This window comes from Rheinheimera sp. SA_1 (assembly GCF_001669775.1).
Taxonomy (GTDB): Bacteria; Pseudomonadota; Gammaproteobacteria; order Enterobacterales; family Alteromonadaceae; genus Pararheinheimera.
Genome location: NZ_LXWK01000016.1, coordinates 558259 through 572839, shown reverse-complemented (window position 1 = coordinate 572839; position 14581 = coordinate 558259). Strand labels below are relative to the sequence as shown.

Below are 14581 nucleotides of genomic sequence, written 5' to 3'. Positions count from 1 at the left end.
TTTGCATGCTGTATAGACACAATGAACTCCGGAACAACCTCTCACCAGTCGACTCCTTGTTGTACCCGTACGCCCGCATCAAAAGCGTGTTTGATGGATTGTACTTCGCTGACGGTGTCGGCAAGTTCAATCAAAGCGCGATGACAAGCACGTCCGGTAATCACAACATGTTGCATGGCGGGGCGGTTTAACAGCGCCGCTAACACCCGATCCAGTGCAATATAGTCGTAAGTAATCATATAAGTGAGTTCATCCAGCAGCACCAAAGTAATGGCCGGATCTTGCAGATAAAGCTCGGCTTGTTGCCAGACTGCTTCTGCCGCGGTTTGATCCACCTCTCGATTTTGGGTTTCCCAGGTAAAGCCGGTTGCCATTACCGCAAAAGGCACGCCATGGCTTTGCAACAAATTACGCTCGCCACATTCCCAGCTGCCTTTGATAAATTGCGCCACAGCGGCGGTTTTACCATGACCGACGCTGCGCGCCACCATACCAAAACCGGCGGTGGACTTGCCTTTGCCATTACCGGTGATTACCAGTAACAAGCCTTTATCCTGCGTGGCAGCAGCAATTCGTTGGTCGACTTGTTCTTTTAGTTTCTGCTGGCGCTGTTGATGGCGGCTGGCGGTTGGTGTGCCGGTTACTGAAACAGTGTCTTGGTGGTTCTCGGTCATATAAAACCTTCTGAAGCGTTAAATTACAGCTGGCGCTGGCCTTTTCTGCTTAACAATAATAAAAAAAACAAACTGCCGATGCCGGCGGTAATCACGCCGAGTGGCAATTCCTGTTCGGGTAACAGAGTACGGGCACCGGCATCTACCCAGATCAAAAACATACTGCCACACAGCATACTGCCGCACAGCAGCACCAGAGTTTGGCCGCCAAACAGTAAGCGTACCAAATGCGGGATCATCAACCCGACAAAACCAATGCCGCCGCAATAAGCTACGATGCAGGCGGTCAGGGCCGCCGTCAGCAACAGGAACAACAAGCGCACCGGAAGTACTGCCACACCCAGACTGTAGGCTGTTTGATCCGACCATTGCAGTGCATCCAGCTGGCGCCGGTATAAACAACCAAGCGCAAAACACAACAACAAACAAGGGGTGATGACTGCAAGCGCCTGGTAATCTGCGCGTGCCAGGCTGCCCATCAGCCAGAACATCACCCGGTTGGCGGCAAAGGCTTCACTTTGATACAACAACAAGGACGTGACGGCACTCAATAAAAAGCTGACTGCAACGCCTGCAAGGATCACCGTATCCAGCCGCTGCCAGCCACCTAAAGCTGCGAAGCCAAGCACCAGCACCATCGCCAGCAACGCACCGGCAAAAGCCGCTAGCGGCAACGCGATGGCGTATTGTGGCAGCAACAAAGTCGCTAATGTCGCGCCAAGTCCGGCGCCGGAAATAATGCCAAACAAATAGGGATCGGCCAGCATATTTCGACTTAGATTCTGCAGTAAAGCACCAGACAGAGCCAAACCTGCGCCCGCCACCAAACCAAGTAACAACCGCGGTAAACGCAGTTCCAGCAAAATTTGGTGCTGCGCAGAAGCATGGCATTGATCAAATAAACAAGGCCATAATAGCTGCCAGTCCAACGCAACAGCGCCGGTATTCAGGCACCACAGGCAGCTGAACAGCAGGAGGAATAACAGCAGTACCCAGCGAAAGGGGCGTAGCAACTTAGTCATTGCAGGCTCCCGGCGCGAAGGTGACTCTGGGTTTGCCATCAAACGGGTTCAAATCAACCAGGCAGCGCCGACCGAATACTTCGCTGATGAGCTTTGGTTGTAACACCTGCTCCGGACTGCCCGCAGCCACCACTTTGCCATGTTGCAGCAACAGCAGTTGATTACAGTAACTGGCGGCAAGATTCAGGTCGTGAAAGCTGGCTATCAGCGACAAATCCGTACTAACGATATTTTGCAGCAATTGATGCTGGTACTGTACGTCGAGATGGTTGGTAGGTTCGTCCAGTAACAAAAGGCGGGCGCCTTGTAATAATACCCTGGCAAACTGGGCACGTTGAAGTTCGCCACCTGACAAACTGCTAACGCTGGCTGTTGCTTTGTCTGCCAGCCCAACCTGCGTCAATACTTGAGAAATTCGTAATTTGTCGTCTTGATCGGTGCGTTGCCATAATTGCTTGTGTGGCAGTAAACCAAGCTCGACCAGCTCAAATACTGTGCTGGCGGTGGCTTGTTCAGTGTCTTGTGCCAATAAGGCCAGGATGCGGGCTTTTTCCGATAAAGCAAAGTGCGGCAATGGCTTACCGCACAACAGAATTTCACCACTGGCCGGGCGTAATAAACCTGCCAGTAATTTGAGTAAAGTAGATTTGCCTGCGCCATTCGGGCCAATAATTCCCAGCCGGTCGCTGACATACAGCGTCAAATCAACCTGCTGCAACCCGGCATGCGGGTGCCAGAGAAAGTTCAGGTTGGTACAGGATATGAGTGGTTGGTTTGACACCTGGAAATTCAGCCCCGACAAATGAAATAAATTCAAAGCGTTGCAGCAGACTTAATACCTTCGCTGCAACAACGCTGGAAGGCTGGCAGTCTAACAAATAATAAGCGGTGACGGCACTAGTTCTGGCAGTTAAAACTGCGGTGAATGCCGGATCTGCTGCAGTGTTGAACGAACACCGTAATGCAGGCGATAAATGCGCCAGATCAGCAGCAGATAAATCAATAACAACCATTGCAGTTGCTTCACCAGTTGCTGAAAAACTTGTTCAAGTTGCAGGTCCATTTGATGTGCCTGTAGCAGCAATTGTTGACACAATTCAGCGCGCAATTGGTAAATTTTTTCCATTCTGGTGCTTGCCAGGGTAAACCACAAGGTCGCATCGCCATCAAAGTCTTGCGCCAGCGCTTGCTCGCGTTGTTCAATAAAAGCCCCATTTTCAAACTGAGATTGCACCATCAGCCATTGTTGTTGCAGTTCTGGCGAACTCAGCGCGGCAAATTGTTGTAAATAATCCATTTGCTCATTCACCAGAATGACATAACTCTGGTAGCGACTGGCAGACATTTGTTGTTCGGCGAAAGCGACATGTAAGGTGGCGCGCTCTTGCCCGGCGAGCTCCAGCGCTTCCGTCAGTACGACAATCGCCGCTAATGGCTTGGTTAATCCGGTCAGTTCATTTTTTTGCTGTAAATAGTCAGCGAGATCCAATAATGGTCGCAACAAAGCTGAATATGCCCGTTTGATGTCGCTACTATTGAGCTGCTGATCAGAAATTCGCTGACGTAGCAACAGTAACTGAGTTTTCTCCGGCAGAGTCTTCAGATAATCCGGAGCGGTTTCGCTGATGGCCTGCTGGTCTGCAAGCGTTAATTCCAGATCGCGCCATGCCGCATCCGTCTGCAATTGTTGTAATTCGATCGGGGGGCGCGAAGGTAATTGCTGGGTGGCGAACCCGGCTAACATGCCGCGTTCGGTCTGCAGTTGTTGCGTCAGTTGCTGGACTGGCAGCAGCAACGGCAATGCGTTGAGCGTGGTTTGCAGTTTGTACTGTTGTTGTTTGTTGTTTAAAACCCAGTTCAGGGTCAGTGCCAGATAAATGGATGCGATGATTAAAAGTAACCAGAAAATCCATCTTTGGCTGCTGCGCTGTGCATCAATCATCTGTGTCATTCCTTGTCACGTGAGCCAGATCCAAAGCTTAGGCTGTTTCTGAAATTATGCCAAACTTAGCGCTGACAAATTTAATACCGAACATTTAACCATCGACTATTTAACACGGTTGAATGAAACAAGGCCTGGCAGCTTGTTGACTGTCAGGCCAGCCGTTTGCTATTGGATGTTTTGATCCTTAGCCTGTTGCAATGCGTCCAGTTCTTTAGCGATTGATTCAGGCGAGCGGGTATGCCGCGCAAGCGCCATATAAGCCACCGGTACCACATACAGGGTCAGTAATGTGGCAAATCCAACTCCGGCACAAATCACCATCCCGATCACCATCCGGCTTTCAGAACCTGGACCTGAGGTGACAATCAGCGGAATACTACTCATCACTGTGGTGAAGGCTGTCATGGCGATAGGGCGTAAGCGTTGAACCGATGCTTGATGAATCGCTTGGCCGAATTCCACCCCGGCATCACGTAGCTGGTTGGCAAATTCGACAATTAAGATGCCGTTTTTGGCCACCAACCCGATAATCATCACCAGACCTATCTGGCTGTAAATGTTTAGTGTCATATCCGCCAGATATAAACCTCCCAGCGCACCGGCAAGGCCAAGCGGCACCGTTAGCATGATGATCAGCGGATGGACAAAACTTTCAAACTGCGCGGCCAGCACCAGATAGGTGATGATTAGCGCCAGCGCGAAAATAATCACCGTTGATTCGCCACTGTCTTTGTACATCAGTGATTCGCCTTTGTACTCTATCCCAACGTTGTCGGTGATTTCAGTACGAACGGTTTCTTCTAAAAATTCCAGCGCCTCGCCCAGGCTATAGCCAGGTGCCAGGTTCGCGGAAATGGTAATAGCCCGCATCCGGTTATAGCGGTTCAGCGTGGATGACGTGGCTTCTTCGCGCAGCGTCACCAGGTTATCCAATGGGATTAGCTGATTGGTCGCTGCTGAGCGGACATAAACGTTCGAAATATTGTCCGGTTTGCTAAAATCCTCGTTCGCGCCTTCGAGGATCACGTCATATTCTTTACCGCGATCAAGGAAAGTGGTGACCCGCCGTCCGCCAAGCATCGCTTCCAAAGCCCGGCCAACCACGCCGACTGAAATACCTAGATCAGCAGCCCGTTCGCTGTTAATTTCGACCAAAATTTGTGGCACCGTTTCTTTGTAGTCATGGTCGAGCATCAACAGATTGGGGTTTTGCTGGGCTTTGGCGAGCACAATATCGCGCCATTTGGCTAATTCTTCATAGGTATTACCCTGCATCACAAACTGCACTGGTCGGCCACCGCCACCCCTGCCGCCACTTAAACCGCTGCGTTGGTTGATAAAGGCTCGCACATCCGCCAGTTCATTAATCTTGCCGCTGATTTCCGGGATCAATTCTGCGGTGCGACGCTCGCCGTTGGTCCAGTTTTCACTACCAACAATCGCCATACCACCAGTATTGCCAAAACCTGGCACCCGGATCAGCAACCGGTTTAATTCACCTTTTTCGTAGTAGGGCAGCAGGATATCTTCAATCAGCTTCATATTGCGGCTGTTGCTGCTGTAGCTGGCGCCTTCAACCGGGCTCATCATCACAAAAAAGGTGCCGCGATCTTCTTGGGGCGCGAGCTCAGACGGGATGATTTTTACCAGCATCGCGCTGGCGATAAAACACAGCGCCAGCACGGCAAAGGTCGGCCATTTATGGGTGGTCACATGTTTTAACTGCGCCAGATAACCTGCTTCAATGGCGGCAAAACGACGGTGCAAAAAGGCACTGAATTTGCTTTCGCGTTTTTGCCGGGTCAACATTTTGCTACACAACATCGGCGTCAGGGTTAAAGCTGCAACCGCAGAAAATGCCACTGCAGCAGCTACTGCCAGGGCAAATTCGGTAAAGAGTTTACCCAGGTCACCTTGCATAAACACCAGCGGCACAAATACCGAAATCAGTACCAGCGTCGTGGCGACCACCGCAAAACCAACCTCACGGCTGCCATGGTAAGACGCCAGTAGTGGATGCTCGCCGTTTTCGATGCGCCGGTAAATATTCTCCAACACCACAATGGAGTCATCGACCACCAGGCCAATCGCCAGCACCATCGCCAGTAACGTCAATAAGTTAATCGAAAAATCCAGTGCATACAGCACGGTAATGGCGCTGATTAACGCTACCGGCACCGTGACGGCAGGAATAAAGGTCGCCCGTAAATTACCCAGGAAGGCAAAAATCACTACCACCACCAACAGCAGGGCAATGCCAAGGGTGTTGTAAACTTCGTGAATAGATTCGGCAATAAATACCGAGGAGTCATAGCCACTGACAATGGTGGTGCCGGCTGGCAAGGTTGCTTTGATGCGTTCCGCTTCAGCGCGGGCATTTTTCACCACATCCAGCGTATTGGCTTTGGATTGCTTGATGATGCCAATGCCCAACACACTTTTGCCGTCACTGCGAAATTCGCTTTCTTCATCTTCGGATGCAAGCACCACTTCGGCGACTTCACCCAGACGAACCAGATAATTGTTGTCGCCTTTTTTAACCACTAGCCGACGGAAATCATCCTGGGTTTTGTAGGTACGAACCACCCGCACGATAAAATCGCGATCAGACGATTTAACATTACCGGCAGGCAATTCGACGTTTTCGTTGCGCAGCACGTTTTCAATATCCTGCACTGTCACGCCACGTGACGCCATGGCGTCTTTGTCCAGCCACATCCGCATCGCATATTTACGTTCACCGCCAATTTGCAGGCGGGCAACACCATCGACCACCGAAAACCTTTCGGTAATAAAGCGGTCGGCGTAGTCGGTCAGTTCGAGGTTGGTCATGTTTTCGCTGGACAGTAAAAACCAGGCGATGGTGTCATCATCACTGTTGGCTTTAAATACTTCCGGTGCCCGCGCCTGATCCGGCAGGTTGTCCATTACCCGCGACACTCGTTCGCGCACGTCATTCGCTGCCGCATCGATATCCCGGTTGATATTAAATTCGATGGTGACGTTGGATCGGCCAACCCGGCTATTGGAGCTGACGTTTTTAATCCCTTCGACGCCGCTGATCATATCTTCAATCGGCTGAGTAATTTTGGATTCGACAATTTCGGCAGAAGCGCCGGGATAGTCGGTACTGATCGATACCACCGGCGAGTCAATATCCGGAAATTCGCGCAGCGGTAACATGCTGAAACAGACGATGCCGAAAATCATCAGCACCAGATTGACGACGGTGGCGAACACCGGGCGTTTGACGGAAACATCAGACAACCACATAGCTATTGCCCCACTCGGGTAATAACCACACCGTTGCGTAGTTTTTGCGTACCTTCAACCACAACTTCATCGCCTTCGGCCAGGCCGGACAGCACTTCAATACTGCCAGGCACCCGTTGCCCCAGAGAAATTTCCACTTGTTTCACACTGTCATCGGCAGCCACCACAAACACATAATGGCGGTTTTGCAGCGGCACTATGGCTTTTTCCGGCACCTGCAATACTTTGTTGTTGGCTAGTTCGACCGTGACGTTTAACAACATGCCGGGTCTGAGTTTCAGGTCGCTGTTGTCGATGGTGCCATGTACTTTAATCGAGCGGGTGACGGGGTCGAGCCGTGGGTCCATCGCTTTAATTTTGCCGACGAATTTGCTGTCGCCATAAGCAACATTGGTAATGGCCAGTGGCATATCCAATTTTAAATCCGCGATGTAACGTTCAGACACGTTAAATTCAACCCGGATCACCGAAATGTCGTCCAGCGTGGTCAGCACAGTGCCGGTTGAGATATAAGCGCCTTCGCTGACCTGACGTAAACCAAGCAGGCCATCAAATGGTGCTTTAATTTGCATTTCACTGAGGCGAGCCATCACCGCATCCAGCTGCGCCTGAGTAGCGTTGACTTTAGCCTGTTGTTCATCTTGTAGCGAAATAGCACTGGCCTGAGTACGTGTCAGGTTATTGAGTCGCGCCAGCTGGCGTTTTTGCTCATTGAGTAAAGCTTTCAGCTCATTTACTCTGGCTTTTTCTTCGGTATCATTCAGCTGTGCCAATAATTGGCCTTTTTTGACCTGCTTGCCTTCGTTAATATCAAGCAACGTCAGGTAATCACTGGTGGCAGCAACAATTTTGGCCGAGTCATAAGCCAATGCTGTACCCAGGGTTTTCACCTGGCGCGATAACTCTGCGCTGGTAATTTTGGCCGTTTTGACCGTGGTTTGGTTGTTGCCGCCGCGTATTTGGGCTGTGTTATTGTCTGCGGTGAACCAGATGTAAGCAATAAAGCCGAGCAATGCAGCTAGAATTATGAAAATTAAACGGGTTGGTTGCTGAGACACTTCGGCTCCGGTGCATATCAGATAAAAATAAAGTACGGTATTGTATGGAAAAGCGGCCATGGTGGATGTTGAAGTTATCGCATCACTGGCGGCGTTGGTCGAATCGTTGGAGGAAATCATGGCAGAAAAACCATGCGAACGTTGCCGGATGATTCGGTTTTATGTGGTCTGGACCATTTTAATGACCGTTTTCACGCTTTATTATCTTGATAGCCCGGGTTAAGCCGATGCGATATTTATACCGAAGCCGCAGTGGCCAGGGCGGCGGCGCATTAATGCTGTCATCGGCTATCGTGCTGATATTGTTGGTGTTGTTACTGGCAATCAGCCCTGATCTAACGTCCATGCAAGGCTGGGTGGTGTTGTTTTTATTGTTGTTGCTGGCGATTTTTGTCGGATATAGCAAAATAACCGAGCCTTATTATGCGGTCGAACTCAACACACAGGGGGTTTGTTACCACCATCGACGTGGCAGTTGGTTATTACCATGGCAAGCGTTTGCGTTTGCCAGCGTGCCGCAGCTCGCTGGCGGCGGCGAGCTGAGTTATGTTGGTTTTAAAGTGACAAATTACCCGGGTTTTCTGCAGCATTTACCGCTGCGGCTGGCTGTAAAATTGTTGACAGAACAACGGCATTTACTGATAGTGGCGTTGCGTCGAAATTGCCCGGATGGCACTTGCCCCAGTGAGATGTTGCTGGAAAGTACCGACCTTCATATCGACAACATTCGTTACCACGGTGTGCTGGCCATGTTTGCGCACCGAATGCGGCATTTATCCGGGTTACTGGGCGCAGAACTGTTTATACCAGCCGACAGTCTGGCTATAACACCTGCTGAATTTTGCCGGATGGTAAATCAGAGCCGTCTGAACTACATCAGTACCCGAGATGGGTTGATGACACCTCCGACACAGTTGTAATGCCGGAAAACCGTTGCTAAACAGCCGTTTCAGGCTCTGGACACATTTTTCTGCCTGTATCATAATGCAGTGATACACAAGCCAAACGATGGTGAAAACAATTATGAGTACTTACGAAAGACCCTTTCTGGTAAGCGGACGCAACACCGTAATTCACAAGCAAAAAAAGCTCGATCTGATCGTTATCAACAATGAAACTGATCCAGTGGTCATCGTATCCCGCACCGGCGTTAGAATTTTCACTGAAGAAGTGCCTGTCAACCGCGTGGAAGCAAAAGAACGTTACATGGATATCGTCGATATCGGCAGCAGTGATGTGTTCGGCGAAACCAAAACTCTGTTATTTGTGCAAGCATTGAACAACAAAGAATATAAAATCGATTACACAAAAATCGGAACGGATTTATTTATCCGGGTACATCAGGAAAACTATATCTGAAGATTGGCTATTGTTCCGATGGTTAACAGGCGCAAAGATTGCGGCTGCTCTATAAAGAAATCGCTACGGCGGTTTTTTTATTGGTCGTGAACCCGCTTCAGATAAATACCAGCGCTGAAGCATTTGACAAACTGCGCAAATAATTTAACGCAAAAATTTGCAGAAAGGTTACTGATTTTACGCAATCACTTGCGTTTACAGTGAAAATTTGCTTCAGTAGCCAGTAATTATGGTTATAGTTGTGATCCCGCTGTGAACTCTATTTCAATGCAATTTAGTCGTAATCAAGACACGATCATTATCGACGTGATGGTGACACTGTTGCCTTTAACCCCAGCGCTGGTGCGCGAAGGCATGGCCGAAGCTGGTTTTGGCCGCTGCTTTGTGGTGAACGATCAACTCACTAATTTACTTGCCGATTATCAGGCACTGCAATCCGAACTTAAACTGAAAAAAATCCCAGATGGCTACCGCGCCCAGCGCAAAATCGCCGTGCGTAAAAATGCTGAAGTTAAATTTGATATCGCACCCGATGCGATGACTGCTACGGCCACTATTGTTGCAGCCTGGGGCGGCGCGCCGGTGTCGGCCAATGATTTAGTCAAAGGGGCTCAGGAATACGGCATCAGCTTTGGCTTTCAAAAAGAACAAATTGTCCATTTAGTCGCGACGGCGAGCCGGGCTGAACCCGGAGTCGTGACAACGCAGGTGATTGCCGTCGGCCGCGTGATGCAACCCGGACTGAATGCGCGGTTTGAAGCCTTAGTTGCCGGGATGTCGGTGCGGGTGAATAAACCCGTGATGATTAGCAACAGTCGTGCTGATTTACGCGACTTTGGCGTGATCCCTGCGGTACAGCTGGGGCAAGGTATAGTGCGTCGCCTTCCGCCAACCAAAGGCGTTGACGGCATTAATGTCCGCAGTGAAGTAACATTGGCACCGCCTGGTACACCTATCGAATGGAATAACGGTGAAGGCGTTGAAGTCAGCCCTACTGATGCGGATTTACTGATAGCGGCGCGTGATGGAATGCCCCGTATTTTGGATGCCGGCGCTACTGTTGATGAAGTGTACGCGGTGAAAAAAGTCGATTTAGCCACCGGTCATATTCAGTTCCGTGGTTCGGTGATCGTCAACGGCGATGTCACCCAGGGCATGAAAGTGATTGCAGGCGGTAATGTCTTTATCAAAGGTGCGGTTGAAGGCGATTTGGTCGAATCAGGTGGTGATATTTCGATTGGCGGTTCTATTATCGGTCATCAGGTAAATGTCGGAACTGATGAAGAACAGTACAGTACGGTGGTCAAAGCAAAAGGTGACATCCGTTGTACTTTAGCGCAGTACGTCAAGATTGAATGCGAAGGTGATTTCCACGCGGTGAAGCAAATTAACCATTGTGATGTATCCGCCAGAATGGTGGTGGCCGGACCCGAAGATAAGCTGACCGGTAAAGTGGTAGGTGGGCATTTTTATCTCGATTTGGGCATTAAATGTGGGGTACTTGGCTCACCATCCGAAAGCTCGCTGCAGCTGAATATCAATCGGCGCATTGACCCGGTTGCCGAAAAACAGCAGGCGCTGCGGCAAAATGTGGCCGCGGTCAAAGTGGAAATGGAACAAATTAAGTCCAGTATTGAGCAGATGAAAAAACTCGAGAAATCGGACGCGACCACCGAGCATATGAATGCTTTTGTGGAAGAATTTGAAGCGCAAAAAACCGTCGCTTTAGCAATGATTGAAGATATCAAACGGCTGGAAGCACAGCGTGTGGCGTTGATGATTGAAACTGCAGTCATCGTCAAACAGCAAATGTTTGGTGGGGTTGAAGTTCACGTGGGGAGTGAAAAGCTGCCGGTCAAACGTGAGTACGGACCAAGTCAGGTGAAAATTATCGAAGCGGCTTTGAAAATTGATCCGTTAATCCACTGAGTTTATTTCGACCCCCTGTTTTGCGACAAAGACGGATAAGCTCAGCGCCACTGCGTGCGATACCAAATGCAGGCCGAGCCCCTGTCTGACGGCACGCTTTGCGTTTATCCGACCTACCAAAAACTGGTTTGACCAAACTTAGATACTCTGTTATCCGATAAATTGTGCGCTGGCTGCGATAATGCCAGCTGCCCTGGCCGTTTTAATAAGTTATGCTGCCATTTCACATCACGAACTTTCGGGCTGGTTGTCAGGAGAAAAAGTTGCGAGTTTTATTGCTATTGTTTGGCCTGCTGAGTTTCCACCTTTTTGCCAATGAATGCCAGATGGCGTTCCGGCACGGCATTCTGATTTCGCCGGATCAAATCCGGGTCATGACCGCTGATCGCACCCAATTTCAGATTAACTATGACCGCCAGTTATTTATTCAGGGACAGTGGATTACCTTATCCGAAGCAGATACTGAAGTTGTTGCCCAATACAGCCAGGGCATGCGCAAATTTGTGCCGCAAGTGGTTGGCATCGCTGTTGACAGCGTCGAGCTCGGTTTATCAGCAATTGAAAGTATGTTGATTGGCGTCGGTAATCCGACCCAACAGGAAGAATGGAAAGCGCTGGTGCAGGAAACCACCTATCAGTTGATGTCGCGGTTTGTCCGAAGTGGCGAGCATTTTTATCTGGCACCACAAAGCCTGAATGAAATGGATGCATTTTTGCATGGCGAGCTGAAAGAAAATCTGACGCAGCTGGCTAAAAATACCGTGGGTGCGGTGTGGGGCGCGCTACGTGACGCACTGCGGCAGACCGACGATAATTTCGAACGTAGTGAAAGCCAGGACTGGCAGAGTGTCGAGCAGCTGATTGATAAAATAAATTTGGGGCTCGATGCCAAAGCCGATGAGCTTGAAGCACAATCGGCGTTATTTTGTACCCGCTTGCTGGAACTTGATCATATCGAAAGTCAGCTGCAACAACGGGTGCCGCAACTGCTGCAGTACGATGTGGTGATTGCCAAGTAGGCCGCTGAGCTCATTTTTACCCCGAATCTTCAAGGATGACGGGTATATACCCAAAATCATTGAAGATTCGGGTAGGCGGCAACTAAACGAATCTGGAACGCCAGCCCGACCCAGGAGCATAGCTGTTCTATGTGACTGGGGTGAGTGCAGGCGGCCAACAACCCCGAATCTTCAAGGATGACGGGTATAGCTCAGACCAACCCAAATTCTCCGCCCATTACCGCCGGCATCGCACTATCGACTTCGTCGCTGATCGCATCAATGGTTTTTTCCGCTTCATCCAGTTCACTGACTTCAGCAATATGGAACAGCGCTTCGCCTTCGTTGATCAGCGGTAAGTTATTGCGGCCAATGATAATACCGCTGAAAGTTGCTACCACAGCGACTTCAAAATCGGAGTAGGGCGAGTAGATATGCGCCAGCACATCACCCACTTCAACTTTTTGGCCTAAACCATAATAATAGCGGGCGATACCATCATGCTCGGCGCGGACCCAGCTACTTTTTTTCGAAAATAACGACTGGGTTTTCTCGACCTTTCGCACCGACCGTAGCATGCCGAGACTGTGCATCACGTTGACGATACCGCGCACACCAATTTTGATCGACTGCTCATCAAAACGCAGCGCTTCACCGGCTTCATACAAAATAATCGGAATACCCAGATTATTGGCGGTGCCGCGCATGGTGCCGTCGCGACTAGCAGCTTTGATAATAATCGGCGCATTAAAACTTTCGGCCATCTTCAGCGACACTTTATCTCTGGAAGTAGCGCGGACTTGCGGCAGGTTACTACGGTGAATAGCGCCAGTATGTAAGTCGATGACATGGGTGCATTTCTTTAGAATACGGTCGGTGAACTGCCAGGCCATCCGACTGCCTAATGAGCCTTTTTCACTGCCAGGGAAACTGCGGTTTAAATCTCGGCGGTCCGGTAAATAACGGGATTGTTGTACAAAACCATAGGTATTGACGATCGGAACCACGATTAAAGTGCCGCGTAAACTATTTATTTTTGGAAGTTTCAGCAAGCGACGGCAAATTTCCACGCCATTAATTTCATCACCATGCAAAGCCGCGGTAATCAGCAGTACCGGGCCAGGTCTTTTGCCATGCAGCACATGGGCGCCGATATTAAGCTCGGTGTGAGTGTAAAGTTTACCAAAGGGGATATCCACCACCACGCGGCTACCTGGGGTGATGGTGCTGTTGCCAAACTCAAAATCTTCGGCGACAGCGGGCGGCGGGCGGTTGCTGACGGCTGGGGCATTATCCGGTTCCGGCACTTCACTCATCAAGACGATCTCCGTTGTTTGCTTTGGTGGCGGCTTACTTGTTGTTCCAGATACTGCACTATTGTGTCAGCAACATCAATTTCGCTTGCAGCTTCAATGCCTTCGAGGCCAGGTGAGCTATTCACTTCCATCACCACCGGCCCCTGATTGGAGCGCAAGATATCAACACCCGCCACATTTAAACCCATGCAGCGCGCCGCTTTTAATGCGGTTTGCCGTTCGGCTTTACTTAAACGGACTTTACTGGCGGTGCCGCCGCGATGCAAATTAGAGCGAAATTCACCTTCTTTAGCTTGGCGTTTCATCGCGGCCACCACTTTATTGCCAACCACAAAACAGCGGATATCGGCGCCTTTGGCTTCGCGGATATATTCCTGCACCAGAATATTGGCGTTCAGGCCCATGAAGGCTTCAATCACACTCTCGGCGGCGGTGCGGGTTTCGGCCAGCACCACGCCGATACCCTGGGTGCCTTCCAGCAATTTGATCACCAGCGGCGCGCCACCGACCATTTCAATCAGATCAGGAATATCACCGGGTTTGTCAGCAAAACCGGTGATCGGCAAGCCAATACCGTCGCGTGCTAATAGTTGCAGTGAATTGAGTTTATCGCGCGCCCGGCCGATAGCGGCGGCGTTATTCAGGCAATACACATTCATCATTTCGAACTGGCGTAAAACGGCGCTACCGTAAAAGGTAATTGAAGCGCCGATCCGCGGGATAATCGCATCAAAAGCCGACAGTTCTTCGCCTTTGTAGTGGATAGATAACGCATTGTGATTGATGTTCATGTAACACAAAATCGGATCAATCACTTCAATCTGGTGGCCGCGGGCTTCGGCGGCTTCGACCAGTCGCTTGGTCGAGTACAATTCGGCATTTCGGGATAACAAAGCTATTTTCATGCAGACTCCGGCTACAGCTGTGGTGATTGTCCACACTGCAAAAAATAATAATGAGTTTAAATAGTTACGACTTGGTGATTTGGCTTTGTTTTAAAAATCTAT

Annotated in this window: 13 protein-coding genes; 5 read left to right on the top strand and 8 right to left on the bottom strand. The window is 50.0% G+C overall.

Annotation, left to right across the window (positions count from 1 at the left end):
- Window positions 1–41 precede the first annotated feature (41 nt).
- The 6 genes from cobO to A5320_RS14475 all read right to left on the bottom strand — a co-directional run bounded on the left by cobO (window position 42) and on the right by A5320_RS14475 (window position 7972).
- Window positions 42–674, bottom strand: coding sequence for a cob(I)yrinic acid a,c-diamide adenosyltransferase (gene cobO / locus A5320_RS14500; protein ID WP_068066094.1), 633 nt, complete (start codon window positions 672–674; stop codon window positions 42–44).
- A gap of 23 nt (window positions 675–697) precedes the next feature.
- The gene (locus A5320_RS14495; RefSeq protein WP_068066091.1) at window positions 698–1696 is read right to left on the bottom strand and encodes a FecCD family ABC transporter permease; all 999 of its coding nucleotides are present in this window, start codon (window positions 1694–1696) and stop codon (window positions 698–700) included.
- A complete protein-coding gene (locus A5320_RS14490) occupies window positions 1689–2477 on the bottom strand; it encodes an ABC transporter ATP-binding protein (RefSeq protein WP_197490124.1) in 789 nt (262 codons plus the stop codon). The genes A5320_RS14495 and A5320_RS14490 overlap by 8 nt, the downstream gene beginning before the upstream one ends.
- Before the next feature lie 129 nt (window positions 2478–2606).
- Complete coding sequence (locus A5320_RS14485) at window positions 2607–3638, bottom strand: nitrate- and nitrite sensing domain-containing protein (RefSeq protein ID WP_068066089.1); 1032 nt, start codon at window positions 3636–3638, stop codon at window positions 2607–2609.
- Between the two features lie 168 nt (window positions 3639–3806).
- Window positions 3807–6914: an efflux RND transporter permease subunit gene (locus A5320_RS14480; RefSeq protein ID WP_068066087.1), complete on the bottom strand. Its 3108-nt coding sequence runs from the start codon at window positions 6912–6914 to the stop codon at window positions 3807–3809.
- 2 nt (window positions 6915–6916) lie between these two features.
- Window positions 6917–7972, bottom strand: a complete 1056-nt coding sequence (locus A5320_RS14475) for an efflux RND transporter periplasmic adaptor subunit (protein ID WP_068066833.1) — start codon at window positions 7970–7972, stop codon at window positions 6917–6919.
- 58 nt (window positions 7973–8030) lie between these two features.
- Here A5320_RS14475 and A5320_RS21980 point away from each other — a divergent pair, with 58 nt between their 5' ends.
- From A5320_RS21980 to A5320_RS14455, 5 genes are all read left to right on the top strand, one after another.
- Window positions 8031–8195 (top strand): hypothetical protein, encoded by a 165-nt coding sequence (locus A5320_RS21980; protein ID WP_157605876.1) that lies wholly within the window; start codon window positions 8031–8033, stop codon window positions 8193–8195.
- 4 nt (window positions 8196–8199) lie between these two features.
- Entirely contained in the window at window positions 8200–8892 is a 693-nt protein-coding gene (locus A5320_RS14470) for a DUF2982 domain-containing protein (RefSeq protein WP_068066086.1), read from the top strand.
- 103 nt (window positions 8893–8995) lie between these two features.
- Window positions 8996–9331 carry a hypothetical protein gene (locus tag A5320_RS14465; RefSeq protein WP_068066831.1) on the top strand — a complete coding sequence of 112 codons (336 nt, stop codon included), beginning with the start codon at window positions 8996–8998 and terminating at the stop codon, window positions 9329–9331.
- A 252-nt stretch (window positions 9332–9583) separates the two neighbouring features.
- The gene (locus A5320_RS14460; RefSeq protein WP_231916740.1) at window positions 9584–11260 is read left to right on the top strand and encodes a DUF342 domain-containing protein; all 1677 of its coding nucleotides are present in this window, start codon (window positions 9584–9586) and stop codon (window positions 11258–11260) included.
- 263 nt (window positions 11261–11523) lie between these two features.
- Complete coding sequence (locus A5320_RS14455) at window positions 11524–12279, top strand: DUF2884 family protein (RefSeq protein ID WP_231916739.1); 756 nt, start codon at window positions 11524–11526, stop codon at window positions 12277–12279.
- Window positions 12280–12470: 191 nt separating this feature from the next.
- Here A5320_RS14455 and A5320_RS14450 read toward each other — a convergent pair whose 3' ends face one another.
- Window positions 12471–13574 (bottom strand): succinylglutamate desuccinylase/aspartoacylase family protein, encoded by a 1104-nt coding sequence (locus A5320_RS14450; protein ID WP_082971783.1) that lies wholly within the window; start codon window positions 13572–13574, stop codon window positions 12471–12473.
- Window positions 13574–14479, bottom strand: coding sequence for a 30S ribosomal protein S6--L-glutamate ligase (gene rimK / locus A5320_RS14445; RefSeq protein WP_068066084.1), 906 nt, complete (start codon window positions 14477–14479; stop codon window positions 13574–13576). Before rimK ends, A5320_RS14450 begins: the two co-directional genes overlap by 1 nt.
- Window positions 14480–14581 lie beyond the last annotated feature (102 nt).

Excerpts from the sequence above, each read along its gene's own strand:
- cobO (WP_068066094.1), bottom strand. The coding sequence starts at position 674 with ATGACCGAGAACCACCAAGACACTGTTTCAGTAACCGGCACACCAACC.
- rimK (WP_068066084.1), bottom strand. The coding sequence starts at position 14,479 with ATGAAAATAGCTTTGTTATCCCGAAATGCCGAATTGTACTCGACCAAG.
- A5320_RS21980 (WP_157605876.1), top strand. The coding sequence starts at position 8,031 with ATGGTGGATGTTGAAGTTATCGCATCACTGGCGGCGTTGGTCGAATCG.
- A5320_RS14470 (WP_068066086.1), top strand. The coding sequence starts at position 8,200 with ATGCGATATTTATACCGAAGCCGCAGTGGCCAGGGCGGCGGCGCATTA.
- A5320_RS14485 (WP_068066089.1), bottom strand. The coding sequence starts at position 3,638 with ATGATTGATGCACAGCGCAGCAGCCAAAGATGGATTTTCTGGTTACTT.
- A5320_RS14450 (WP_082971783.1), bottom strand. The coding sequence starts at position 13,574 with ATGAGTGAAGTGCCGGAACCGGATAATGCCCCAGCCGTCAGCAACCGC.
- A5320_RS14480 (WP_068066087.1), bottom strand. The coding sequence starts at position 6,914 with ATGTGGTTGTCTGATGTTTCCGTCAAACGCCCGGTGTTCGCCACCGTC.
- A5320_RS14495 (WP_068066091.1), bottom strand. The coding sequence starts at position 1,696 with ATGACTAAGTTGCTACGCCCCTTTCGCTGGGTACTGCTGTTATTCCTC.
- A5320_RS14465 (WP_068066831.1), top strand. The coding sequence starts at position 8,996 with ATGAGTACTTACGAAAGACCCTTTCTGGTAAGCGGACGCAACACCGTA.